Here is a 25665-nt window from a genome sequence, read left to right as displayed (position 1 = left end):
TCATTAGTATTCTTAAAATTTTAGCATTGATTTCGCTCGCCTGTAATTTCACTAAAAGTCTAAGTTGGTACTGTGTGTTGTGGAATTCACGAAAATAGCGTGATTGTTTAGAAGCTGTACGAAAATATGAAATAAAGGTTTCTTCGGAAGGAAAACGATGTTAAAACTTAAAATAAAGAGCGTAACAAAAGTAGGTTTATTTCAATGAAAACGACTGTTAAATATGTAGTATTAAAAAGCCTAGACTATCAATTGGGCACGCCACTTTTTCAAGAAGAATTAGACGCAGATAGCCTGTATTTTGATCAAATTCCGGCTGTAATTCAGTATCAAAATCATCAATTCAAAGTGAAAAGCAAAGAGTTAAAGCGTGTTTATTTGGCGGAAGAAAATGAAGACATGCAAACCATTATTGTGAAAGTACTTGCCGTTTAATTTCGATCAATTTGTAGTATTAATAATACAGTTCTCATTGAGTTGGGAACTGTATTTTTGTATTTGCCTGATTCAAACTTTAGATAAGTCTAGATTCAAAAGGGATATGTATTTTTTAATGATCACTTGATCCATAGCTCTAGCTATTCGACCAACGGCTATTTAATCCCCGAGATATTATTGAGTATAATTTATTTGTTTTTTCATGGGGGAAGAAATAATAGATCTCTTTCATAAATCAAAAAACGATCTTCTTTTTGGTTAATATTTGCACTCCGGATTTCTTAGCATTCGTGCATAATCTGCGGATGAAATACATCGATTCAAACAAGCTTTCTGATCCTCAGTTCAAGCGATACACAGGCATCTCATGGTCAACTTTCTATTTGATGGTTGAGCAATTGAAGAAACATGTCCCTGCCAAAGGCAGACCGCCCAAGTTAAGCCTGGAAGACCAGGTTCTGCTCTGTCTAAGCTATTGGCGGGAATACCGAACCTTATTTCACGTTGCGACGAGCTACGGGGTTTCAGAGCCCACAGCCTCAAGAATTGTCCGTCATGTTGAAGACTGCCTGATTCGGTCCAATCTCTTTAATTTACCCAAAGATTTACCCGAGGGCGAAGGCATCGATTGGAATGTTGTGATCGTGGATGCCACAGAAATTCCAATCCAAAGGCCTAAAAAAACAGAAGAAAAGCTATAGCGGCAAGAAAAAGACCCACACTTTCAAAGTACAGGCCATCATTCATTATCAAACTCAAAAAATCCTGAGTTTATGTACGAGTCGTGGTGCCGTACATGATTTCGAACTCTTCAAACGTAACTTGAATCAGATTCCTGCAGGTGCATTTATCCTTGCGGATAAGGGTTATCAGGGAATTTATACAGTGTATCCGAATAGCTTGTTGCCATTAAAAGCAAAGAAGCACTGTAAACTGGATTCCGAACTAAAAATCTATAATCAGGAAATCAATAAAAGAAGAATTGGAATTGAGCATGTATTTGGCAGTTTGAAAACCTTCAAAATTCTTGCTGAGCGATATCGCAATCGAGGCAAAAGACTAGCATTGAGATTCAATCTAATTGCTGGAATTTATAACTTGGAGCTGAGTGAAAAATGACTTATGAAAGAAATCTATTGATGAAATTTAGAATTTCACATGATTAAAAATGATCAATTTAAAAATGGCACATAGTGATGAAAAAATTAACTTTGTTAGGTTCAATAACTTTGGCTTTGTCTGCGGCGGTTTCGCCAAGTGTATCTGCTGCACCAGTAAAACCCATTCAGTTTGCAAAAGGTGCTATTGGTACTACAGTTGCAGGATCATTTAAAGGCTACGATGACATTCAGTATAGTTTGAATGCTAAGGCTGGACAAACTTTAAGCTATAAGCTGACAAGCAATCATGATTTAGCCCAAATTAATATATATGCTCCTGGTGATAAACCAGGAAAAACAGAAGCTTTAGTGATTGGATCTACAACAGGAGTATCTGGAAAATTCAAGCTGCCAGAATCAGGCAATTATTTGATTCAGATCTACCAAATGCGGAATACGGCACGGAATAATAGAACGGTTAATTATAAATTGCATGTTGAAGCAGTTCGCTAAACTTACTTTATCTGGATCTGGATAACTTAGAAAGTAACCGAAGAAAAACCAACTAGATGAAATTATATAAGTGATAAAAAAATATTCAAAAAACCACCAAAAAGTGGTTTTTTGAATTTTGTATTAATTGGAAAATTATAAGAAATTAAGAAAAATGATATTGATAAATATAATGAATTTAGAATGAAGACATTAAATTGATCGTTTTCTTAATTTAATAAATTGCTTAATATTTAATTTAGTATCTAAAAATATGATAACATGTGCACATTCTAAACAGTGGCTTAGATTGAGTCAGCCTTTAATTTTCAATTTATGCACATGAATATTTTTAATATTTATCGTATAGAGCGAAATTACAATCGCCAGCACTCATCTTTACAAGCCTGTTTCTTCCGCAGTTAGCGGATATCTCTTTGATCAATTTTGATCTGTCTTACAAATAAAACGGAATAGGGAAGGTATGTCTTCATTGAAACCGTCATGGTATTCCAATGTGAATCCAAATGTGTTTATTAGCACAGTTGTTATTATCGGCATTTTCATTGCCATTGTATTTTTAGCTCCCAATGCTTTTGATCTAATTACTAAACAACTAAATCAATGGGTTACAAACTCATTCAGTTGGTTCTATGTGTTATCTGTAGCCATTTTTCTAATAGTGCTTATTTATATTGCCTGTTCAAATATGGGTAAAATTAAATTAGGTTTAGACCATAGCCAACCAAAATATAGTAATAGCTCCTGGTTTGCTATGTTATTTACTGCTGGTATGGGTATTGGCTTAATGTTTTTCGGTGTCGCGGAGCCAGTGATGCACTATGTATCACCTCCAACTGGTGATCCTGAAACGATCCAATCAGCGCAGCAAGCCATGCGCGTAACCTTCTTCCACTGGGGACTTCATGCATGGGCAATCTACACCATCGTTGGCTTAGCGTTAGCTTACTTTGCTTATAGACACAATCTACCTCTAAAAATTCGCTCTGCGTTATATCCTCTCATAGGAAAAAAAATCTATGGTCCAATCGGTGATGGTGTAGATACCTTTGCGACGATCGGTACTGTATTTGGTGTCGCAACGACATTAGGTTTTGGTGTAACCCAAATTAACTCCGGCCTGAATTATCTATTCAGGATTGAATATTCAACGACGACGCAACTAATTCTAATTGTCATTGTTACGGCTATGGCCTCTTTGTCCGTATTTATGGGCTTAGACAAGGGTATTAAACGATTATCAGAGATCAATTTAGGCTTAGCATTAACCCTCTTATTATTTGTATTTTTTGCTAGTTCAACAATATTTATATTACAAGCGACTATACAAAATGCTGGCCAGTATTTTTCAAACTTATTCAACATGACCTTTAATTTATATGCCTATCAATCTGATGGTTGGATTGGTGGTTGGACAATTATGTACTGGGCATGGTGGATTTCATGGTCGCCATTCGTAGGTATGTTTATTGCGCGTGTGTCTGAAGGACGTACTATTCGTGAGTTTATTGTAGGTGTTTTACTTATTCCAACAGGCTTCACGCTGATCTGGATGGGAGTCATGGGGAATGCTGCACTCTATAGTATTTTAAACGAAGCGAACACCTCGCTGATTTCTGCAGTGCAACGAGATTCATCCGTTGCGTTATTTGAATATTTAGGGACCTTGCCATTCTCAGGCGTAATGAGTTTTGTGGCGACCATTCTGGTCATGTTGTTTTTTGTGACTTCGGCAGACTCTGGGGCTTTAGTTACAGACTATCTAACTGCAAAATCTGAAAACTCTCCAACTTGGCAGCGATTGTTTTGGACAACGTTAATGGCTGTACTTGCGATTGTTTTGTTGTTTGCAGGAGGTTTAGGTGCTTTGCAATCTGCAACAATGTTGAGTGCATTACCATTCACTTTTGTAATGCTTTTAATTTGCTGGGGCTTAGTCAAGGCTCTACATTTAGATGCAACCAAGATGCAAGCATTACAGGATGCGCGTATTACACCTAAAGCAATTCATAATCCAAGAAGTTGGCAGCAACGTTTAGGATTGATTATGCATTATCCGCATACACGTGAAGAAGTTGAACAATATATTGATACAACGGTAAGCCAGGCATTTTCAAATCTACAGAAAGAGTTTAAGCGTCGTCATTTAGATGTGACGGTAAACACGATAGATGATGGCTTGCAGCTTCGTGTAAACCATCAAGATGAGATTAACTTTATCTACCAAGTAGTTGTCCAAGAAAAAAATACACCAAGCTTTATGATTGATTCAGGAGAAATTACGCAAGATTATCAAGCTGAAGTATTTTTGAGGGAAGGTGGTCAAAATTATGACATCATCGAATGGACGCAAGAAGATATCTTGCAAGATGTCATTGATCAATATGAGCGTCATCTGCATTTTTTAAATTTAGTTCGAACTAAGAGCCAATAGATAAAAAACCGCCCAAATGGGCGGTTTTTATTAACATATGAAAGTTTTATAAGTAAAAATAACATATTGTTTAATAAATAGAATAATGAGGAAATTTGATATTTTGATAAAATTATACAAATTTTGAAATAATTTAATTAAAATAAATTTGTATACTCGCCATATCCTAACCAAGCCTTTTAGATGCAAAAGTATACAACTCTGAAAAGTTTATAACCTATTGTAAATACAAAGGAATACAGCTTGATGCTTAACATTCCAATCCATTCCAAACTCGGTGGATTCTACTTTTTCTATTATTCAATAGTGGGTACATTCATGCCGTATTGGAGTTTGTATCTAGAGGATCAAGGGTTTAATTATCAAGAAATAGGTATTTTATCTTCGATTGCAATTGTCACACGTTTTTTTGCACCGTTTATTTGGGGTTGGATTGCAGATAAATCCGGCAAGCGCATGCTTTTAGTTCGAATAGCAACATGGATGGAAGCCTGTATTTGGTTTCTGATTTTTATAATTCCCAATAGTTTTCAGTCTGTTGCATTACTCATGCTGGTTTTTAGTTTCTTTCAAAATGCCATATTGGCTCAATTTGAAGGAGTAACTTTATTTTGGCTCGCTGAGCGTCGTGCAGAACTTTATGGAAAAGTCAGAAAATGGGGATCAGTTGGTTTCATTGTTGGGGTATTTGGAATAGGGGCTTTGCTAGAAATAATACCTGTTTCCATGCTTCCTATCATGTTGTTATGCATTGCATTTCTCGCATTTATTTGGTCATTTACGATTAAAGAGCCCGCTACTGCACCATCTTCACAGAAAAAACTTGAACCACTTTGGCCTATCTTAAAACGGCCTATTGTAGCGAGTTTTTTTATCATTGAATTTTTTCTGCTCTTTTCGCATGCACCGTTTTATAGTTTTTATAGCAATTACCTTAAGCAGGCTGATTTTTCGACGAGCCAAATCGGTTTTTTATGGTCTGTCGGAGTCATTGCAGAAATCATTATGTTTGCCTATGCCAATGTCTTTTTTAATCGATATTCTTGGCGTAACTTAGTGCTCATTTGTTTGGGGCTAACAGGGATGCGATGGTTGATTGTAGGCTTATATCCGGCGGTGTTTATCACTCAATTTGCTGCGCAAACGATTCATGCCTTCAGTTTTGGATTATTCCACTTAATCGCGATGCGAATCATTTTTCAAAATTTTACCGCAAGTCAACAAGGGCGAGGTCAAGCGCTATACAGTACCATGTGGGGCTTAGGTGTTGCGAGTGGCAGTATTTTAGCAGGTCGATATTGGGACATGCTTTCGGGACCCGTTATTTTTATGATCGCAGGACTGGCGGTTCTACCTGCCATGTTTTTGGTCGTGGGCTTGCCTAAAACGATTCAAAAGCCAGCTTGAAGCAATTCAGTATATTGATAAGTCTCAATGGACTAAAATCACCTGATTACGGCCGAGCTCTTTGGCTTGATATAAGGCCTGATCGGCTTGATTAATCATACTTTGCAAACTTGGAGCATTGGGCAAAGACTGATGAATCAGACCAATACTCACCGTAATATAAATCGTATTTTGTTCATCAATGAAAATAGGTGTGGTTTCAACGACTTTTCGGATACGTTCAGCGATACCTTGGGCTTCAGGTGCTGCAATGTTGGTAAGTAATATACTAAACTCTTCACCACCTATACGTGCAAATAAATCTGTTTCACGCAAATTCTTACGTACAATACCAGAAAATTCCTGTAAAACTTGGTCACCGACATAATGCCCATATTGATCATTCAATTGTTTAAAATGATCAATATCTATCATGATAATGGAAAAGTTAAGCTGAATTTGGTTTTGTAGGTAAAGCTCACCTTGCTCGAAAAAATATCGACGATTCATCGCATGCGTTAAACTATCATGATTTGCAAGGTATAAAACTTCTTTATACAGTTCGTGCCGATTGCGGCTAATAATACAAAGAATTAATGGAGCGATTATCAGCATGGCAAGGCCAATGCGTACAGAAATGGCTGTAGACAAGTAGGTGAGTGATGAATCATGTAAATAGAAGGCATTTAAATTGTAATAGGTCGCTAAAATGACTACGGCATTAATCAGAGATAGGGTAAATAATCGATAGGTTAAAGCTGCCCAAATCAGAGCCGCTAAAGGGTAGAGAATTGCGCCCGGACCAGTAGTCACTGTCGTTAAAAATACGCAGAAGATAACCGCAATAGCTGGAAATATCTTGTTGATTTGAAAGCTTTGATTGCGTCGGTCTTTGCAATACAGTTTAAGATCGGCCAGTTTAGGAAAAGACAGAATAAGCGGTAATATAATCAGCGCATTTAATATTTCAGTAATCCACCACATACCAAAATCAATCGACAATCGATCGGTCGACATAAACGTGTTGGGGATATAAGGCACAGTGAAAATAGCAAAAAGAGCACCTGCAAGGCATCCACCACAGGCGATGATGACAATCATGGTCAGAAAGGTGAAACCTTTATTATAGTTTTGATAGTTCACCTGAAAATATCGCATAAAAAATAGCGATACCATGCTGTTGGTTAAATTTGAAAAAGTGAGAAATAAAGTGAGTTGGAAATAATTGCCCGTCACTAAATCTGCGAGCATATAACCGGTAAATGCACCTAACGATCCTCCCAGATTACTCAGTTTAGGGAACCTTAAGAATATTGCTAACAATACTGCATTCGCAGGCCAAAAAATCGCTAAATAGCTTAATGGGCGGCTGAAAATACCGACTAAGCAGCAGCAAAGAATAACTGCAGCGACTATGACAAAAGCCATGCTGTGGCGTGCATTAAGCGGAGCAAGACTATTCGAATGCAGTTTCATTAGCTTATGTAAGCCTAAGTTAAATATGGGAGAATTCGTTTTTTTCGAATATTAAACGATAAAAAAGATTTTATATTATTTTATTGTAAATAGTGTGATTTGTTTGGCATTTAGCTGATTTGTAGTTTCGTTAACCGAGATTGATTTTTTGGATAAATAGGAAAAATGATTGTTATGAAAATGTGATAAACCGCGGATTTGTAAAAAAATGTGTTACTTTAAGAGCATGATTTATATGACTGATTAAATGTATGAAAATAGCATATCTTACAGTTTTACTCATGTTGAGTTCATCGTTGGTGATGGCGGCAGATAATAAGAATACAACTCAAAATTCAGAGGCTAAAAATCAAGTTGAAGCGGTGAATAGCTTTAGGGTGACAACACGTTCTGAATTGGTCGGCTTATGGGGTATGGAAATTCCGACCAATAAAAAGTGCGTTGAATATTATAATTTTAAGAGCAATAATGATGTTGTGATCAAAAGCGGTGAAGAGTGGTCATCTGGGGTATATGACTATCAACCTGCGCAAGATCCGAATGTGCAAATTCCAGCACTGATTTTACAAGTGAAATATGACAATAATCAGATGGATTGTTCGGGCAATATTCAAGATCAAACCGGCGAAATTTCACAGTACTTTGTAAAGTGGAAAAGTCCATCGGTTATTAATTTCTGTGCCAATGATCAGGCTCAGCAGTGTTTTGCGACATTGCGTCGAGTTTTGCCTTAAGCATGACTATAGATCTTTCTTATGAAAATAAAAAACCACTCATTTGAGTGGTTTTTTTGACGCTGAAGTTTTATTTCTCTTCATGTCCTTCGACTTTCTTTAATAGATGTTTTTCAAGATAGTGAATATCCATTGCTTGTTCGCAGAAATTTTTATCTTGAAGAATCAAATCTTTATGTAGCGGAATATTGGTTTTCACGCCAGTTAAGATAATCTCTTCGAGAGCTTGTTTCATGCGCGCAATAGAGGTTTCACGATCTTTACCATGCGCAATGAGTTTTGCAATCATTGAATCATAGTATGGCGGGATGCTATATCCTTGATAGATATGAGAATCTAGTCGGATACCTGCGCCGCCCGGTGCATAGAAATGATCGATTTTGCCCGGTGAAGGCATAAATGTAGATGGATCTTCTGCATTAATACGACATTCAATCGCATGACCTTTAAGTTGAATATCTTCTTGTTGAAGATCCAAACCTAAGCCAGCAGCAATGCGTAATTGTTGCTCGATAATATCTACGCCAGTCACTTGCTCAGTAACAGGATGTTCTACTTGTACACGAGTATTCATTTCAATAAAGAAGAATTCACCTTCTTCAAATAAGAACTCGAATGTACCAGCACCACGGTATTGCATCAATTTACAAGCATTTACACATGCTTCAAGAATATGCGCACGTGCTTCTTCAGGTAAACCTGGTGCAGGCGCTTCTTCAAGCACTTTTTGATGGCGACGTTGCAATGAACAGTCACGATCATAAAGGTGAATTGCATGGCCATTACCATCTGCAAGAACTTGCACTTCGACATGGCGTGGCTTTTGAAGGAAACGTTCCATATAAACGGTGTCGTCACCAAACCACATTTCCGCATCACGTTGAGCAGCTTGTACAGATTCGAGTAGTGTGTCTACACGTTCAACGATACGCATACCACGACCACCACCACCAGAGGCAGCTTTTACGATCAATGGAAATCCAATTTCTTTGGCTTCTGCCAATGCATTGTGAATCGTTACAGCATGGTCACAACCCGGAACAGTTGGTACACCAGCTTTTTTCATCGCAATAATGGCAGAAACTTTGTTCCCCATTAAGCGAATGTGTTCAGGACGCGGACCGATAAAGATAAAACCTGAGTTTTCTACAATTTCTGCAAACTCAGCGTTTTCAGATAAGAAACCATAACCTGGATGGATGGCATCTGCACCGGTGATTTCAGCCGCTGTAATAATGGCAGGGATATTGAGATAACTTTCGCTGCTGGCACCTGGTCCAATGCACACTGCTTCGTCACAGAAGCGTAAGTGCATTAGGTCTTTGTCGGCATCGGAATAAATCCCTACGGTTTTAATTCCTAAAGTTTTGCAAGCGCGGGTGATGCGGAGCGCAATCTCACCACGGTTTGCAATTAAAACTTTTTGCAACATTGTGATTCCCCGTGGTCTTAAGCGCGATAGCGGAATAATGGTTGACCGAATTGGATCACTTCGCCATTTTTAACCAAAATTTCTTCAATCACACCGCTTTGAGTTGCTTCAATTGGGTTCATGATTTTCATTGCTTCGATGATACCGAGTGTTTCACCAGCAGATACAGTTTGACCAACTTTAACAAATGGTGCTTCACCTGGATTTGGCGCAGCATAGAACACACCAACCATAGGAGACGGCTCAACAGCACCACGTGGTGAACGAGGTGCAGCAGGTGCAGCGGCGGGAGCAGCCATAGCAGGCGCAGCGGCAGCAACAACTGGATTGCGACGAGTTAGAGCGATAGATTGATCGCCTTCTTTAACTTCAATCGCCTGTAAGTCAGATTCAATCATCAAATCGATGAGTTTCTTGATTTTACGGATATCCATGAACAGTATTCCTAATTAAGATTGAGAAGTTGGTTGAATTTTTTCGATGGCGAAGTCTAGTGCTGCGGCATAGCCTTTTGCACCTAAACCACAAATAACGCCAACGGCTTTATCAGATAGATAGGAGTGATGTCTAAATGCTTCACGAGCGTGGACATTTGATAGATGTACTTCGATAAACGGAATGGCTACACCAAGAAGGGCATCACGCACAGCAACCGAAGTATGTGTTAGGGCTGCTGGATTAATAATGATGAATTGAACGCCTTCTTGTTGCGCTTGATGAATTCGGTCGACGACAGCGCCTTCCCAATTACTTTGGAAAGTGTCGAGAGAAATGGAAGCGTTTTGAGCCTGTGAAATCAGTTTTTGGTTGATATCTTCAAGTGTCAGATAGCCGTAAACTTCGGGTTCACGTTTTCCCAGTAAGTTGAGATTCGGTCCATGAATGACCAAAATGGTCGAGCTCATTCAGCCTGCTCCAATAAAAAGTTGCAAATTTACTTTGCAAGATACCTGCAAAGTTTGCTCATTATGGCATAAAATTCCACATTTTTTTTATAATTTCTTTGAATTGACGTGAAAAGCATGTGCCGAGAATGGGCTATATAATGCGAACTTTGCAGAGAATTGGCAATGTTAAAAGATTACATTTTTTATCATTATATTGTAGGGCATCATTTTAAACCCAATTGGCTAAAACTGTTGATATCTTTTGTGTAAACTTGCTTTATCGTGGTGCGTACGTTTAGCAATAACCAGCACAAATGACCTTAAATGTGAGATGCCTTGTGTATCCATCTTATAGATCGTCAGTTGAACTGCCTACGCATGCATAGTCGTAAAGATAGTATTTATTCAGCGCATTAAAAATTCTAAGGTTTAATTTATTTGTGCATAAAGAAATCTAAATTGCTCTCAGCTTTCAAGCGAGTTATTTAAAAGAATAAAGCAAGTCTGTATGCTAAGTATATAAAAATTAAAAGATAGTTTATTTTTTTTATGATTGATACAGCATATTTCCAAACCAATGAAATGTTTTCATAAATGATAGGGCTCAAGCTAGATATTTTGTTTGCCTCAGTGAATTGAATATTCTGTGGGAGCATTTCCTTATAAGTAGGCAGCTTTAGATATGATGAACATTTATTGCGTAGCTAAGTCATACTTTATAGACCTATATATAAGCGTATTAACCATCTTGTGTATTTTCTAGTCAGTGTTTTGAATGTATAAAGCGTGCAAGGCATTGACGATTTCTTTCATAAATCATGCAAGTTTGGAAAATTGGGTATTTGTCCAAATTTGTACAGGTATTGGCAAAAGTTAAATCTGTGGTGGTAAAGAAGCTTGCTGTTTGCATGCTGATTCTATTTTTTATTCGTCTATTTCTATGTTTTAGCGGTATATGTGTTGAATAAGTTTCCTTTCTTCTTGTTTATACTTTTAGGTGGAATCTACCGCATTGAGTCTTTTTCTATAAATGAATTGATAAAACAAGGCTCGAATGCTTTCCCGCGGAAAAAATTTATCTATATAAGTGTAATTCACGGTAGAATGCCCGAAACCTATATGGCCTGAGAACAAACATGGCAAAACATACGCAAAATTCATCACCTTTGGCAGAATTGATTGCAGAACAAAAACTTTTATGTGAAGAAGTGGGTTCTGCATATGTAGAAGTGCAGGGCGATGATGTAATTGCGGTGGCTGTTCATACCTTAAATAAAGATCCAATTGTTGGTATTCGTAAGCCTGCAGAAGGTGATGAAAATGTCAGTTGGTATATTTATGGTGGTGAGCTTGAAGGCGCAGATAACTTTGAAACAATGACTGTGCGTAAACTGCAAGATGTTGTGCCTGAAGTGCTACCGTATTTAGCTTTGGATGTAGGCTATCGTTTTATGATCGATGCTGATGATTATGAAGATGTCTGGAAAGAAGGTGATGAGGCTTAATTTATGCATTCTCCGTTGATGTATAAACTTTATGTCCTTATTTTCTCTGTGTTTACTGCTTCTGTAGCATATGCAAATGTGAATGAAGCGGTTACTCCACAACTGACTCAAGCTGAATATAATGCTCAGATAAAAGCATATACTGAGCAAATTAATTCAACCAAAGCCATTTTGGATGACCCAGCCTCTACAGCAACTGGTCAGCAGCAAACTCAAGCTTTTTGTTTAAGATTGAATGCATATCGACAGATTTTAGAAATCTCTCAACAAAATTCAGCTCTTGAAATGGCCAATCTAATGCAAGTGGCTTCACAGCATTATTTACAACAACAGCAACAAAGTATGCAGTCGTCTGGACTAAACGAAAGTGCGTTTTGTTCGAGTCCTACAAAATAAATTGAGACGTAAACTTTTTCTTCTAAAACTTTTTGGATTCTATTCGGTGATAAATCTAACGTGGATAACCTTTACATGATTCATGATGTAGCATCCGCACACATTTACTCATATACGACATTCTATTCGAGTACGATAATCAAATGATTTAATCACTTTGAATTTTTATCGAGTTTCTCTCAGTATGGTTGATGGATAAATAGACAAATATTGCGAGTATGATAAGATGATTGAACACATTATTTTTGATGTTATTTTTGATGTTTGAGGAGTTGTTTATATGACAGCTTATACTTCAGTAATGAAAGCAAGCCAATATGAGGACGATATGATCCCGAGCCTTGCTATCCATGCATTTCGCCATGCTTTTGAACAAGCAAGTGCGTCATCCACTGTGGTTTATGTAAAAGGTCTACAACTGGTTCAACGTCTTCAAAATGGTCAAGAAGTACAATTAAAAGATGTATCAGCCGACTTCGTACAAGTGGACGATCTACCTAAAATTTTAAAACGTAAAAAGAAAATAGAGGAAATTGTTTAATACATGCCTCCACAACCTCGCATTAGAATGTTCGCGGGTCCAAATGGTTCAGGTAAAAGCACAGTTAAAGAATATTTATTGCCTCATCATATTGGGGCATATTTAAATGCGGATGAACTCGAAGCTCAACTGAAACATTCACACCGGCTCAATTTGTTAGATTATCATCCCGCTTTAAAATCAGAAGCATTAATTGACTTTCTAGATACGAAAAAACGTCCCGCGAATGGAGAATTTATTCCGCTATTAGCACGAAAACCTCAGATATTAGATCCGTGGAAAATTGAATTTCATCCAGATCAGATTGATTCATATCTTTGTGCAAGAATTATCGATTACATCCGTTTGCAGTTTTTAGAACTAAAGATTAGTTTTACCTTTGAAACGGTGATGTCCCATATTTCAAAGGTGGAGTTTCTACGAGAAGCAAAAAGAAAAGGCTTTAAAACCTATCTATATTATGTTTCCACTATTGATCCTGTGATCAATATTTCACGTGTTCAGTACCGAGTGAAAACGGGTGGACACGGAGTGCCAGAACAAAAAATTCGCGAACGTTATTATCGAAGTATGGATTTGTTAATGCAGGCGGTAGAAGCAACGGATCGAAGTTATTTATTTGATAACTCTGCCGATGGACAGTATGCTTCTTTCATTGCGGAAATTGAACAGGCTGAAATTTTAAAGATGAATTCAGGTATTCAGCGTTTACCGTGGTGGTTTGTAGATAAGGTGCTTAAAGAGTTTGAGCCAAATTAATATCAACTGAATATAATACAAAATAACAGGATGAACCTATGCAGAATAACGACTATAAATTACAACAACATTCAAACTCATCTTCATTAGATCAAACTCATCTTGATCAAGCCATTGAGCAGCAAGCTGAACAAGAACAGCAAAAAAATAGTACATCATCTGATCCGTTGTCTTCTGTAGATTTGACTGACTTAGCTGAAATTGGTTCGAATATTATAGAATTGGGTTCAGATGCTTTAACGTGGGTGAGCGATGCACTCAGCGATATTAGTATTGATCTATAAATTATCTATTATTTCAATTAACTTCATAATAAACAGCCTTTATTGAATAATCTCCGAGGATATATTTTGTGATTTTTCAAGTTTATAAATTAATTCTAAATAAAAATAATCAAACACTCTTGAACCGTTAAATTTTTCAATTAGGAAAAGGCAAAATTAGAACGAATATTTCGGTTGGAGAGCTTGCATCTTTTTTTAAATAACATATTATAAAAACATATATTGTTTTTGTGGCTGATGAATATGCATCCATTTCTAACCGCTTTTCTCGGCGGGACCTTATTGGGCCTAGCCGCAGTTGGCTACCTATACGTACATGGTCGAATCGCCGGTATCAGTGGTTTAATTGCGCAAATGTTGAATCCTCAAACGATTTTAAAAACACCTGCGATATGGTTTTTAGCGGGACTTTTTATTGTGCCTTTTATCTACGGGAAAATGACCTCTGTGACAATTGAACTGGATGCAAGCCCATGGATGATGATCATTGCCGGGGTATTGGTTGGATTCGGAACGCGATTAGGTTCAGGTTGTACAAGCGGACATGGCATTTGCGGTATTAGTCGTCTTTCTAAGCGTTCATTCGTTGCAACTGCTAGTTTTATGTTGGCTGGGATTATCACAGTTTATGTAATGAGACATGTAATCGGAGCTTAATGATGAAAAATATATTGGCTTTTATTTTTGGTGGAATTTTCTCATTAGGTTTAATGATTTCGGGCATGTCTAATCCAGAAAAGGTCTTAAGTTTCCTTGATATTACAGGGCAGTGGGATGCGAGTTTAGCTTTTGTGATGATGGGAGCCATTGCAGTTGCATTTATTCCATTTCAAATGGCCGTTCGTCAATCAAAACCGACAACCTTTGATAGGAAGGCGATTGAATTACCGAGTAATAATCAAATTGATGCAAAACTCGTCATGGGGAGTGTTATCTTTGGAATAGGTTGGGGGATTGCTGGGATTTGTCCTGCACCAGCCTTTACTTTGATCGGTCTTGGTTATTATCAAGCGATTTATTTTGTTATAGCGATGTTTGCAGGCGTCTATCTACATCGTAAAATTTCGGGAGCAAAGTAATGTCAAATCGTGCACAGGTACAACATTTTTTTGATGAAAATACCAATACATTTAGTTATGTGGTATCTGATCTACAAACAAAACGATGTGCGATTATAGACAGTGTATTGGATTATGATGCTGCTTCTGCAACTACTCAAACGAAGCATGCAGATTTGATTGTTCACTATATTCAAGAAAATAGCCTAAGCGTAGAATGGATTTTAGAAACGCATGTGCACGCAGATCACTTAACGGCATCACAATATTTAAAACAGGTTCTTGGTGGCAAAATTGCGATGAGCCATAACATCAAGATTGTGCAGGAAACATTCAGTGCCATTTATAATTTTGATGTGAAATATTTTAATTCACATCAGTCTTTTGATTATTTATTTGCAGATCATGAAGCATTTAAAATCGGCGAGTTAAATGCGTATAACATTCCAACGCCTGGACACACACCTGCTTGTCTGAGCTATGTGGTTGGTGATGATGCTGTGTTTGTCGGTGATACCTTATTTATGCCTGATTATGGCACAGCACGCTGTGATTTTCCCAAGGGCAGTGCAGCAGTATTATTCGATTCAGTACAAAAGATTTATCAGTTAGCACCTGAAATGCGCTTGTTTTTATGCCATGACTATTTACCAGAAAATCGGTCAGAATACTGCTGTGAAAGCAGTGTACATGCACAAAAGGAGCAGAATATTCATATTCACGTTGGTACGAAAAAAGAAGATTTTGTCACAATGCGAACTCAGCGTGATGCAAATTTGGCTATGCCAAAACTGATTTTACCTGCAATACAAATCAATATGGATGCAGGTAAATTTCCAAAACCAGAAGGGAATGGTATTCGCTATTTAAAAATTCCTTTTAATCACTTTAAATCTGCAAATTAAAGACAAAAATCCTTTAGGTTGAATGTATAGCCAAATCCTAAAAACTATAGAACAATAGAGATATGGGATATTCAAAAGATTTTAAAGACAAAGTCATAGAAATTATGATTCGAGATGAAATGTCTGTGCGAAAAGCAGCACAGCATTTTAACATCTGTATACAAACGATTCAGAACTGGAAAAAGTCCACTACAAACAAACCTATTCCTGGCCGTCCAGCTAAAATTAGCAGAGAGCAAATATTGAAGGATGTTGAACAATATCCTGATGATTATCAGTATGAGCGAGCTGAACGTTTAGGAGTAAGCACTCATGCGGTATTTAATGCATTACATGCCGCAGGAATATCGCGTAAAAAAAGACGTTAAAGCATCCTAAAGCAGATCAAAATCAACGTCAGCAATTTCAAAATCTCATAGAGTGTTTAGAAGGGAAATTGCCTCTGATTTACATAGATGAAAGTGGTTTTCAAAGTGAAAGTACCAGAACTCATAGTTATAGCCTTCAAGGAACACGTGCTGAAGGTGAATTTAACTGGCAGTTGAAGAATTGCAGTAATGCGATCGGTGCAATTATCGAAAATAGATTGTTGACAGTTGGTGTGTTTAATTGTTCTGTGAATACAGAAGTATTTGAATGTTGGATTGAACAGGATTTATTACCTAAGTTGAAAGAAAGCAGTGTTTTGATTATGGACAATGCGACCTTTCACAAAGGGAAAAGACTTCAGGAGTTGATACGTTGTGCAGGCCATTACATTGTGTGGCTTCCTAAATATAGTCCAGATTTAAATCCAATAGAAAATATGTGGTCACGAGTCAAGGCGATTCGAACTAAGTTTAGAGTTAAAGATATTGATAAATTATTTAAAGATTACTGTAATGATTTATTTGGTATTTAGCTATAGCTCGCTATTTCATTTTATTAAATAGCCTAAGCAAATTAAATAGTTGTTACATAAAATAGCCTAAGTGTGATTAATAAATTTTAACGGTCATTTGATTTCATTCCATCAACTAGGCATCATAATGTCAATTTAACATAGTATTCAGAAATGATCCTAAATTACGAATATCATCAAAAATTAGAAGGCGAAACGCATCCACTAGTCTTTATTCACGGTTTATTTGGCAGCCTGAGCAACTTAGGGATGCTTGCCAGAGCTTTTCAAAATTCACATTCAGTGATTCAGCTCGATTTACGAAATCATGGTAAATCACCTCAAAGTACAGAAATGAATTATCGTGAAATGGCAAACGATGTACTTGAGACATTAGATGTAATTGGCATCGATAAGTTTTCAGTGATTGGCCATTCCATGGGAGGAAAGGTCGCAATGCAATTGGCTTTAATCTCAGAGCGGGTAGTGCAACTTGTTGTACTGGATATCGCGCCCTTTGCATATCAAGAACGTCATCATGATGAAATATTTAAAGCTTTGATCGCTGTACAAAATGCACAAATTCAATCTAGACAACAAGCGGTTGAAATTATGCGTGAGTATATTCATTTCGATATGGTGATACAGTTTCTGCTCAAGTCTTTTAGCAAAGGACAATGGTTGTTTAATGTAGATGCGTTGTATAAACAATATGACCAGATTATTGGTTGGGAAAATATTGAAAATACTTGGCAACAGCCTGTATTGTTCATCAAAGGTGGAGAGTCACCTTATATTTCAAAAGTGGAACATACCAATACGATAGAACAACAATTTCCAAATGCGAAAATTGTAGAGATAGAAGGCGCAGGCCATTGGTTACATGCAGAAAAAACAACTGAAGTAATAGAGCAAATACAAAATTATCTAGAATAATACAATGTGCCTTCAATTATATTTTGAAGGCACAACATCGAAATATTACTCAATTGAAATATTATTGGCTTGAAGCTGACCTTCAGAGGTGAGTAGTGCCGCCATCTCTGCAGTTTTTTTCAGGCCTGGCATACGATATTCTGTATGGCCATAATCTTGAATGGATTTCCAGCGTCCGCCCCATGTTAAACCGACAGACTCAGCGGCTTGACCGTAAAGTTGATAACCACGCATAGCCCAAGGGTCTCGTTCAGTAATGACCACTTTTCCATTGCGTTTAAAGGCGACATCGGCTGCTAAACCAAACTGATGATAACTTTGGAAGCCACGGGCACGAGTGGTATTTTTATTGGTGGCTAAATTATTTTGACGTTCTGGACTACGATAACCTTCAAGCAAAATCATTTCATAGCCATGTTGTTCACGCATGATTTTGAACACCATCAATAAACGCTGCTTATAACGAGGGTTCATTTTATGCCATTTACGATCTGCTGAAGGCACATCCGTAGAGTATGAATGCGTATGGATATCTTGAACTTCTGGATTAAAGCTTGAGGCCATAACAGATGGCTGCTCAATCATTGCAGCTTCTTCTGCAATTGCTTCTTGAACAAGATATTCTTCGACTTCAGGAGGGGCATCTAAAACTTGCCCATCGAGCATCGAGTAAATTTGAGGATCGACTTTGCGTAAATAATCTGCTTCTACTTTACTTGCAGTAATCGGGCGAGTAAAAGCAAATAATAAAATACTGGCAAACAGTAAAAAGCCTGCAAATAAAATCCACCATTGTTGTAAATGCCAGTGTGATTGAATCTGTTGTGGTGCTGCAGCATAGTTCAGTTCATAAGCAAAATTTTTGGCGTGTTGAATTCTTTTTTTACTTTGTGGAATGATTTGAAAGAAAAAATCTTGAACTTTAATTCTTAGCTCATAAGAAAAGCAAAGCACTGTCACCAGTGCTAAGACAAAGAAACAACTAACCAAAAAAATGATCATGGAGAAACTGTAGCGCTCACAGTCGCATTGGCAGTGCTTGTTGCAGCAACCACTTTTGGACGTTTGGTTTCAGAAATTTGCGTTCCGCCCATCGGTTCTTCGAAGTGCTCATCTTCTTTCACTACTTTCGTAGATGGCTCTGTAGGCTTGGTCACCTTGGCCGTTGTTGGCGAAGCTTTTGGTTTCGCTATAGTATTTGGAATATGTGATTTAACGGTTGTTGTAGCAGCTACAACAGGGCGCTGCGGTTGGGTAATTTCAAAAGGTGAACGGTTATTCGCCACAGCTTGAACAGGCTGAGTTGCCTTAGCCGTGTTACCATGATTGAAAGCAGTAGCTAAATCATTCGAATATAAGTCATTATCCGGATCTTTTTCTTCAGTTGCATGAACGGTTTGCTGCGCTTTTTCAGCTGAAGCTTGCTCATTTTCGTTTTGACGAGGTACAGCGGATGCCTCAGTTTCAACTTTATCTTCAGTTGGGGCAGAAGTAGTCATTTCTGCATTTGTAGGCTGATCGTCAGAATTTAGATAAAAATATCCCAGGCCAACAACAATAATCACCGCTGCACCAACAAGAAAGCCAATCGCAGCATGAGCTAAAGGCGGTAAATTATTTTTTTGAGTCGACTGTAAAATTCTAACGTTATTCGATTTTTCGTTTGCCATGGTGTCTAAGTCTTATGGTAAATGAATGGTGATATAAGCCTGTTCCGATGGGGCAGTTATGACGTTTTGATATTGTGATAACGCCTGATTATTTTGGCTAGATAACATATATCTCAGTCCACCAAATGCTAATACAGCAAACAAAGCCCAAAAGATAATGATCCAAAAAAATGGTAATTCACGGTGAATAATGTTTTTAATTTGATCCGGTAATGCCGCGAAAGGCGAAAACGCCTTTTTACCTTTCATATAATCAATTTCATCACCGACACGTGCAACGAGTGAATTGAGCATTTCAATCGATTCAAGTCGGTATTTACCATGAAAACCAAGGAGCATGCAGTAATGATAAACTTCAAGTGCTGCTAAACGATCTTTATTCTTAGAACGAATTTGCTCTAAATTTTCAAAAAAGCGGTAACCCGCAAGCTGTGAACCAAAAAGACTTAATTGCAATGGATTCATCATCCAATTGTTTTGTAAATCAAAAAAGCGTGCATCTTGTTGGGTGACAATGGTTTCATCTAATAAAGCGCAATAGGCATATTTTGCGTCCGTGATATCTTCATTGCTGAATTGAAGCTTACGGGCTTGGCTTTCAAATCGGTTTAATAGATCCATAATTTTTGTCCTGAAACTTTCAGGGCTGGATGGAACATATTGATTTTTGAGTAAGAATACGATGTAAAAACCATCATGCAGTAGATCAACTAAATTGGTTGAACTGTTGATTTTCGGTTCAGCACTTGGTTTTGAAGAGCCTAATCCAATTTGACCATCGTCAAAAAGTGAAGGGGCATTATTTGAAATATTCATGATTGCTCCTTAACCATTCATCACTGCAATAAGTTCAATCGAGATATCTTGGAAGCCAGCTGGTATGTAAACGCAGATGGATTCAGAATCAAGCATACGTTGATACAAATCATTATTTGGCTCAACTTCAAAATAACTCACACCTGAACGTACCGGAATTGCTGTTGGCACTTGCATCATATGTTGCAATGGAACAGCCGGTAATGCTGCCATGACACGCTGTTCAACATCGACAGTATTGCCGACTTTAAAGCGCAGTGGTACATAAGAAATAATGTCATGTGTAGGCATTACACTACTTGAAACAGCTAAATACAGGCGCGAATCGCGAGTAATTTTGTCACTTTCAAGACTGCCCACCCAGTAGGATTGACGGGTTTCTTTCAAGTTAATACTGATATATCGATTTGAAATAATCGTATCGAGCAACTCACGTAAAATCACATCTAATTGAGCAAAACTTTCTTGCAAATTATGATGTTGATATTGTGGGAGTTGATCTACATCATAAGCTGTAGAGAAGGTGAGTAAAGAACCTGTCAGACGTAATAATTCAAAATACAAACGTTCAGGATGAATCAGTGGATATTGCAATAAATGATTTAAGGTCGCATGTGCAGTATTCAGCGCATTAACCAACCAAAATGACACAATATCACCTGAACGGAATTCAATTAACTTTTGTTCGTTTTCACGATTATTCGATTGAATGGTTTTAATTTTAGCTTTGATAATATTGAGCGTTCGTTTAAGCCCAGTAATCAGCGAATCACACGAACTAATATGTAATATTGGTGGAATGAATTGATAATCTAAAACAAAATTACCTGAACTTTGGCGCTTAATTCGGCCAATAGGCATGTAAAGAAAACCATCAAGATTGTGCTGTGGTTCTTGGCCTAATTCAAAGATTTTAAACTCTGCACGGCGGTGTAATAAAGTAATTTCAGCAGCCGTCGCATCTGTAAACAAATCATGAGTTTCAGTCAAATGTGAATGATAGCGACTCGATTGGGTATTTTCTTCAAAATTGACGTTTCGTTTATTCGGTTGAACGATCGGTAATGCTAAATAAATTTGCATTTCACCACGTAAATTTAATGAATCAAGTAGTATAGGCTCAGGTAATAAATCTTGTGCAGGTGCTTGATAAATCTCGCCATCTTGCCAAATCATTTCGACTTTATTCAAAGCCAAAATATTAGTACTGAGTTGTGATTCATCAAAAATTAAACTTTGAATACCATAAGCGAACGGTATTGTTGCGCGAACCGTATGGTTTAAACGCTGTTCATGATAAGCATCTTGTAATTGAAAGTGTTGCGGGCGTAAAAATAATCCTTCACCCCATAAAATTTTTTCTGCTTTAAACATTGTTTTTACCAGTCGCTATTCGATTCATTACTTTGTTGCTGAACACCTAACATTTCTTGTACAGCTTCAAGAGGGTTTTCCTCCTTAATCACATGAGTTAACCATTCATGTAGAGGCATTTGTGACCATTTAATGGTTTTTTGCAGCATATAACTGACAGGGCTATGCGGCTCATTCACTTGAAAATAGTCAGCAATATCTTGCAAGACTTTCATGGCTTGTTCACGATTTTCAAGATGATTTTGCACTTGAGGTTTAAACTGCTGTGTATGCTGTTGTTGTATTATTTGCATATCATTCTGCACGGAAGTTACAGTGGAAAGTGTCTGGCTTTCAATTGGAGAATTTGATTGAACCTGTTCAGCGCTCGATGAATTGATAAAAGCATCTGCTTTATAGATTTTTTTTAAACTCAAGTGAATCATTTCGATTTGAGAGTCAATGCCAGCAAAGCTTGGCGCATCTAAACCCATCAAATCATCAAGAGTCGTTTTTAAGTTTTCCCAATGGTTTAAAATATCTAAAAACTGTTGGTAATACTGGTATTGAATTGATTTTGAGGTATTGAACAAGGCATGTTCAAACTGTTCCATACCATTAAAAGACTCTTCTTGATCATCATCTTCATGGTTGGATTTACGTCTTTGGTTTTGAACATGAAGTAGTCGATCATAGTCGGATAGGGAATAAGCTGCCGCGCCATGAACGATTGAAACTGATTTAATTAATGTTGGGATTTGATTAATTATCCCTTGTAATAAACCTAGACGTTGATCAAGGTCATCATCTTCAATTTCAGGATGAAGTTGTAGCCAAAAGTCTTGCAAACTTTTTTGTGTAAGTTCAATCCCTTTGGCAATCCCTTCGAAACCATGAATGTGAGTCCACGCTTCAAGCAACCAACCATATAAGCGAATATCTTTTGTATGTTCGCGAAGTAGATCTGACGATTTTTGGTGCACAAAGCCCCAATCTGCCTGTTTTGGTTCTGCGATCCAGTCGCCTTGATCCAAGAGCGGGTCATCTTGTGTTTTAGCTTTTTTAATTGCATGAAAATCATTTGAAAATGAAAAATCACTACCGCAAGGTAAATCGTCCGTAATCGGTTGCAATAAAGCGTCGAGCTCTAAACTCATATTCTACATCGTTCCTAACTTATGCTTCTAAGGTTTTAGTCTTTTTGCTGCTGCGTTTTTTCGCAGGTTTACTTTTAGGATCTAAAACATAAATAATTTCATCGTCTTTGACATCGATTTCAATGACTGATGGAATCTTTTGTTCACTCATTGCCATCAACAATTCAGTGGCTAAAGCAGGTAAGACCGTCGCATTTAAAATGTTGTCGACATTACGCGCACCACTATCGACCTCAGTACAGCGACTTAATAATAATTCGACTAAATCATCGGTATAGCGTGTTTGCGTACCATATTGTTTTTCAATACGCGCGGTGATTTTGCCTAATTTATGCTGAATAATGCGTACGAGCAGATCATCGTGCAATGGGAAATACGGCACGATACGCATACGACCTAAAAATGCCGGCTTAAATTGTTTATATAAAGCTGGTTTTAATACATCTAGAAGTTCTTCTGCTGACGGCCATTCTTCTACTGGCTGATTTAAACAAGCCTGCATAATGGCACTTGAGCCTGCATTTGAAGTCAATAAGATCGTGGTATTTTTAAAGTCAATGACACGACCTTCACCATCTTCCAAAGTACCTTTATCGAATACTTGGTAGAATAGCTCTTGAACATCGCTGTGTGCTTTTTCAATCTCATCGAGCAAAACCACACTATATGGATTTCGGCGAACTGCTTCTGTCAGTACGCCACCTTGGCCATAACCGATATAACCTGGAGGAGCACCTTTTAAAGACGAGACGGTATGTGCTTCTTGATACTCAGACATGTTAATGGTGATTAAATGTGACTCACCACCATATAACTCGTTTGCTAACGCGAGTGCAGTTTCAGTTTTACCCACACCACTTGGGCCAACCAGCATGAAAACGCCTTGAGGTTTATTTGGATCTTCCAATTTTGCCTTAGAGGTTTTAATGCCTTGTACCAGTTGATGCAGTGCATAATCTTGCCCCATCACACGTTGTTCTAACTGTGCTTCAAGCTTCAAAATTTGCTGAATTTCATCATTCACCATTTTACCAACAGGGATGCCGGTCCAGTCTGAAATGATTTCATTAATAATTTGAGCATTTACACGTTCAAAAACCAGCGGCGTTTGACCTTGTAACGTTGCCAGTTGGTTACGAATATTGCTTAAAGTTTCAATATTTTCTGGTTTTTGCTCGGACTCTTGTTCAAGCGTTTTAATCTGTTGAACGATTTCGAGTTCTTTTTTCCACTGCGTTTCTGTTGACTGAATCTCCTGTTCAAGCGCGGATATTTGTGTTTTTACACTTTCAATGCGTTCGTGGTGAATCGGAATATTCTTATGTTCATTTTCAAGAATCGCCAATTCAAGCTTCAAATTATGTAATTGAGCTTGAAGTTGATCCAATTTTACTGGTTGTGCATTTTGCGTTAACGCAACACGCGCAGAAGCTGTATCTAAGACACTAATCGCTTTATCAGGCAATTGACGGCCAGTGATATAACGGTGCGAAGCATGGACTGCAGTAACGATAGCTTCATCGTCAATTTGTAAATTGAAATGTTTTGCCATCACGGGAATCATGGCACGCAGCATATCGATTGCGACTTCTTCAGTCGGTTCTTCAACCTGAATTACTTGGAAGCGTCGGCTTAATGCGGCATCTTTTTCAAAATACTGCTTATATTCAGCCCATGTGGTTGCGGCAATGGTTCTTAACTCACCACGTGCAAGCGCCGGTTTTAACAGGTTTGCTGCATCATTTTGACCTGCTTGACCACCAGCACCAATCAACGTGTGTGCTTCATCAATAAATAAAATGATTGGATGTGCAGAGGCTTGAACTTCATGAATAACTTGTTTTAAGCGATTTTCGAATTCACCTTTAACACTGGCACCCGCTTGTAGTAAGCCCATATCTAAAGTATGAATGCTGACATTTTTTAAAGCATCTGGAACTTGGTTGGTTGCAATTTTTAATGCCAGACCTTCAACGACAGCAGTTTTACCAACACCAGGCTCACCCGTTAAAATCGGATTGTTTTGACGACGACGCATCAAAATATCGAGCATTAAGCGGATTTCAAACTCACGACCAATCACAGGATCAATGCCACCATTTTTAGCTTTTTCAGTAAGATTAATGGTGTATTGGTCTAGAGCTGGTGTTTTAACTGGCGTAGTTGCATTCGTTTGTGCTGCTGATTTTTCATCAAGTGTTGCAGTTGCTAAATCTTCATTTTCAATGCTTTTTAGGCAAAGATCTAAAAATTTATGTTTAATCGTATCGATAGGTAATAAATCGAAAAGAGAAGAAGCTCTTGCTGCAATTTGGTATAAATCTGGCGCGGTAAGGAGCGCAACAAGTAAATGACCACTACGAATTTGTGGATTTTGTTCAGCAGAAGCTAATAACCAAGCTTGTTCAAGTAAGCGCACAATGGATTGGGCAAAAATAGGAGTGCGCGTATTTCCTTTTGGAAGTTGAGCAATACTTTCTTTGAGGTCATCTGCCAAACCATCTGCAGAAACTTTGTATTTTTCTAAGAGTATTTGAAGGTCATTTTTATTGTTATAGGTTAATAATTCGAGTAAAAAATGTTCAATTTCGATTTCATAATTTTGCTGTGAAATACATGTATTGGCTGACTTTTCAAGTGAAATGCGGGCGTGAGGTGAAAGTTTAGTAATTAAAACTTTTAAATTATTCATAAATAACTCATCAAATTTAGAATCCACAGTACGAAATTTTACAAGTTTGACTGTGATCTCTTTTTCTTGCTATAAAAATAAAAACTTTAAAATCAACACCTTATATGTTATTAGTGTCTTGCTTTAGGCGATATAATACAGACTAAATAAAAAAAGGAAAAAGATTTTTTTATAAAATGAAACAAAAAAAAACAAATAGTCGACAAACTTTGAAGTATTTGGCACATTTTTGTATTGACTCTATGTGCTTATTTTTTGTTAAATCTGCAGCATATTTTTAATTTTGATAAATGAAGAGAAAACCCACGGGAAA

The 25665-nt window shown here is 37.5% G+C and carries 28 protein-coding genes; 18 read left to right on the top strand and 10 right to left on the bottom strand.

Annotation, left to right across the window (positions count from 1 at the left end; translation table 11 throughout):
- Positions 1–204 precede the first annotated feature (204 nt).
- The 6 genes from MST16_RS08490 to MST16_RS08465 all read left to right on the top strand — a co-directional run bounded on the left by MST16_RS08490 (position 205) and on the right by MST16_RS08465 (position 5892).
- Positions 205–435, top strand: a complete 231-nt coding sequence (locus MST16_RS08490; RefSeq protein ID WP_078190858.1) for a hypothetical protein — start codon at positions 205–207, stop codon at positions 433–435.
- 308 nt (positions 436–743) lie between these two features.
- Positions 744–1139, top strand: a complete 396-nt coding sequence (locus MST16_RS08485) for a transposase family protein (protein WP_071851480.1) — start codon at positions 744–746, stop codon at positions 1137–1139.
- The gene (locus MST16_RS08480; RefSeq protein ID WP_180165512.1) at positions 1087–1557 is read left to right on the top strand and encodes a transposase family protein; all 471 of its coding nucleotides are present in this window, start codon (positions 1087–1089) and stop codon (positions 1555–1557) included. Before MST16_RS08485 ends, MST16_RS08480 begins: the two co-directional genes overlap by 53 nt.
- 77 nt (positions 1558–1634) lie before the next feature.
- Positions 1635–2051 carry a DNA breaking-rejoining protein gene (locus tag MST16_RS08475; RefSeq protein ID WP_180005517.1) on the top strand — a complete coding sequence of 139 codons (417 nt, stop codon included), beginning with the start codon at positions 1635–1637 and terminating at the stop codon, positions 2049–2051.
- A gap of 463 nt (positions 2052–2514) precedes the next feature.
- Positions 2515–4485 (top strand): choline BCCT transporter BetT, encoded by a 1971-nt coding sequence (locus MST16_RS08470; protein ID WP_180005518.1) that lies wholly within the window; start codon positions 2515–2517, stop codon positions 4483–4485.
- Positions 4486–4731: 246 nt separating this feature from the next.
- On the top strand, positions 4732–5892 hold the full coding sequence (locus MST16_RS08465; protein WP_180005519.1) for an MFS transporter: 1161 nt from the start codon (positions 4732–4734) through the stop codon (positions 5890–5892).
- A 24-nt stretch (positions 5893–5916) separates the two neighbouring features.
- Here the strand turns inward: MST16_RS08465 and MST16_RS08460 are convergent, their stop codons facing one another.
- The gene (locus tag MST16_RS08460; RefSeq protein WP_180092599.1) at positions 5917–7347 is read right to left on the bottom strand and encodes a GGDEF domain-containing protein; all 1431 of its coding nucleotides are present in this window, start codon (positions 7345–7347) and stop codon (positions 5917–5919) included.
- A 251-nt stretch (positions 7348–7598) separates the two neighbouring features.
- Here MST16_RS08460 and MST16_RS08455 point away from each other — a divergent pair, with 251 nt between their 5' ends.
- Entirely contained in the window at positions 7599–8081 is a 483-nt protein-coding gene (locus tag MST16_RS08455; RefSeq protein WP_078190792.1) for a hypothetical protein, read from the top strand.
- A gap of 70 nt (positions 8082–8151) precedes the next feature.
- Here MST16_RS08455 and accC read toward each other — a convergent pair whose 3' ends face one another.
- The 3 genes from accC to aroQ are packed head-to-tail and all read right to left on the bottom strand — an operon-like array spanning position 8152 to position 10418.
- Positions 8152–9513, bottom strand: coding sequence for an acetyl-CoA carboxylase biotin carboxylase subunit (accC, locus tag MST16_RS08450; protein WP_180005521.1), 1362 nt, complete (start codon positions 9511–9513; stop codon positions 8152–8154).
- 17 nt (positions 9514–9530) lie between these two features.
- Complete coding sequence (accB, locus tag MST16_RS08445; RefSeq protein WP_078190790.1) at positions 9531–9947, bottom strand: acetyl-CoA carboxylase biotin carboxyl carrier protein; 417 nt, start codon at positions 9945–9947, stop codon at positions 9531–9533.
- Between the two features lie 15 nt (positions 9948–9962).
- Entirely contained in the window at positions 9963–10418 is a 456-nt protein-coding gene (aroQ, locus tag MST16_RS08440; protein WP_078190789.1) for a type II 3-dehydroquinate dehydratase, read from the bottom strand.
- A 1118-nt stretch (positions 10419–11536) separates the two neighbouring features.
- Here aroQ and MST16_RS08435 point away from each other — a divergent pair.
- The 11 genes from MST16_RS08435 (at position 11537) to MST16_RS08385 (ending at position 17664) form a co-directional block, all read left to right on the top strand.
- Entirely contained in the window at positions 11537–11905 is a 369-nt protein-coding gene (locus MST16_RS08435; protein WP_078190788.1) for a hypothetical protein, read from the top strand.
- A gap of 3 nt (positions 11906–11908) precedes the next feature.
- A complete protein-coding gene (locus MST16_RS08430; RefSeq protein WP_180005522.1) occupies positions 11909–12301 on the top strand; it encodes a hypothetical protein in 393 nt (130 codons plus the stop codon).
- 280 nt (positions 12302–12581) lie between these two features.
- A complete protein-coding gene (locus MST16_RS08425) occupies positions 12582–12842 on the top strand; it encodes a hypothetical protein (protein WP_180005523.1) in 261 nt (86 codons plus the stop codon).
- 3 nt (positions 12843–12845) lie between these two features.
- Positions 12846–13601 carry a zeta toxin gene (locus MST16_RS08420; protein ID WP_257222653.1) on the top strand — a complete coding sequence of 252 codons (756 nt, stop codon included), beginning with the start codon at positions 12846–12848 and terminating at the stop codon, positions 13599–13601.
- Between the two features lie 38 nt (positions 13602–13639).
- A complete protein-coding gene (locus MST16_RS08415; RefSeq protein ID WP_180012051.1) occupies positions 13640–13885 on the top strand; it encodes a hypothetical protein in 246 nt (81 codons plus the stop codon).
- 243 nt (positions 13886–14128) lie between these two features.
- Entirely contained in the window at positions 14129–14542 is a 414-nt protein-coding gene (locus MST16_RS08410; protein ID WP_180005525.1) for a YeeE/YedE family protein, read from the top strand.
- Positions 14543–14544: 2 nt separating this feature from the next.
- A complete protein-coding gene (locus MST16_RS08405; RefSeq protein WP_168379500.1) occupies positions 14545–14964 on the top strand; it encodes a DUF6691 family protein in 420 nt (139 codons plus the stop codon).
- Positions 14964–15848, top strand: a complete 885-nt coding sequence (locus tag MST16_RS08400; protein ID WP_180005526.1) for an MBL fold metallo-hydrolase — start codon at positions 14964–14966, stop codon at positions 15846–15848. Before MST16_RS08405 ends, MST16_RS08400 begins: the two co-directional genes overlap by 1 nt.
- A gap of 62 nt (positions 15849–15910) precedes the next feature.
- Positions 15911–16216 carry an IS630 transposase-related protein gene (locus MST16_RS08395; RefSeq protein WP_087547287.1) on the top strand — a complete coding sequence of 102 codons (306 nt, stop codon included), beginning with the start codon at positions 15911–15913 and terminating at the stop codon, positions 16214–16216.
- A 47-nt stretch (positions 16217–16263) separates the two neighbouring features.
- Positions 16264–16749 (top strand): transposase, encoded by a 486-nt coding sequence (locus tag MST16_RS08390; protein WP_227554803.1) that lies wholly within the window; start codon positions 16264–16266, stop codon positions 16747–16749.
- Positions 16750–16902: 153 nt separating this feature from the next.
- Entirely contained in the window at positions 16903–17664 is a 762-nt protein-coding gene (locus MST16_RS08385; RefSeq protein ID WP_168379488.1) for an alpha/beta fold hydrolase, read from the top strand.
- A gap of 45 nt (positions 17665–17709) precedes the next feature.
- Here MST16_RS08385 and MST16_RS08380 read toward each other — a convergent pair whose 3' ends face one another.
- From MST16_RS08380 to tssH, 6 genes are read right to left on the bottom strand one after another with little or no spacing between them, the layout of a single operon-like run.
- Positions 17710–18666 carry a M15 family metallopeptidase gene (locus MST16_RS08380; protein ID WP_180005377.1) on the bottom strand — a complete coding sequence of 319 codons (957 nt, stop codon included), beginning with the start codon at positions 18664–18666 and terminating at the stop codon, positions 17710–17712.
- Entirely contained in the window at positions 18663–19334 is a 672-nt protein-coding gene (locus tag MST16_RS08375) for a hypothetical protein (RefSeq protein ID WP_180005376.1), read from the bottom strand. Before MST16_RS08375 ends, MST16_RS08380 begins: the two co-directional genes overlap by 4 nt.
- 12 nt (positions 19335–19346) lie before the next feature.
- Complete coding sequence (gene icmH, locus MST16_RS08370; protein ID WP_111885479.1) at positions 19347–20150, bottom strand: type IVB secretion system protein IcmH/DotU; 804 nt, start codon at positions 20148–20150, stop codon at positions 19347–19349.
- Positions 20151–20159: 9 nt separating this feature from the next.
- The gene (tssK, locus tag MST16_RS08365; RefSeq protein WP_180005375.1) at positions 20160–21524 is read right to left on the bottom strand and encodes a type VI secretion system baseplate subunit TssK; all 1365 of its coding nucleotides are present in this window, start codon (positions 21522–21524) and stop codon (positions 20160–20162) included.
- 5 nt (positions 21525–21529) lie between these two features.
- Positions 21530–22660: a type VI secretion system protein TssA gene (gene tssA / locus MST16_RS08360; protein ID WP_180005374.1), complete on the bottom strand. Its 1131-nt coding sequence runs from the start codon at positions 22658–22660 to the stop codon at positions 21530–21532.
- Between the two features lie 19 nt (positions 22661–22679).
- The gene (gene tssH / locus MST16_RS08355; protein ID WP_180005373.1) at positions 22680–25352 is read right to left on the bottom strand and encodes a type VI secretion system ATPase TssH; all 2673 of its coding nucleotides are present in this window, start codon (positions 25350–25352) and stop codon (positions 22680–22682) included.
- Positions 25353–25665: the final 313 nt, after the last annotated feature.

Origin of the sequence: Acinetobacter sp. YH16040_T (assembly GCF_024605785.1) — a bacterium.
GTDB classification, from domain to species: domain Bacteria; phylum Pseudomonadota; class Gammaproteobacteria; order Pseudomonadales; family Moraxellaceae; genus Acinetobacter; species Acinetobacter amyesii.
The sequence above is the reverse complement of the archived record's forward strand: the minus strand, read 5'-3'. Positions and strand labels throughout refer to the sequence as shown.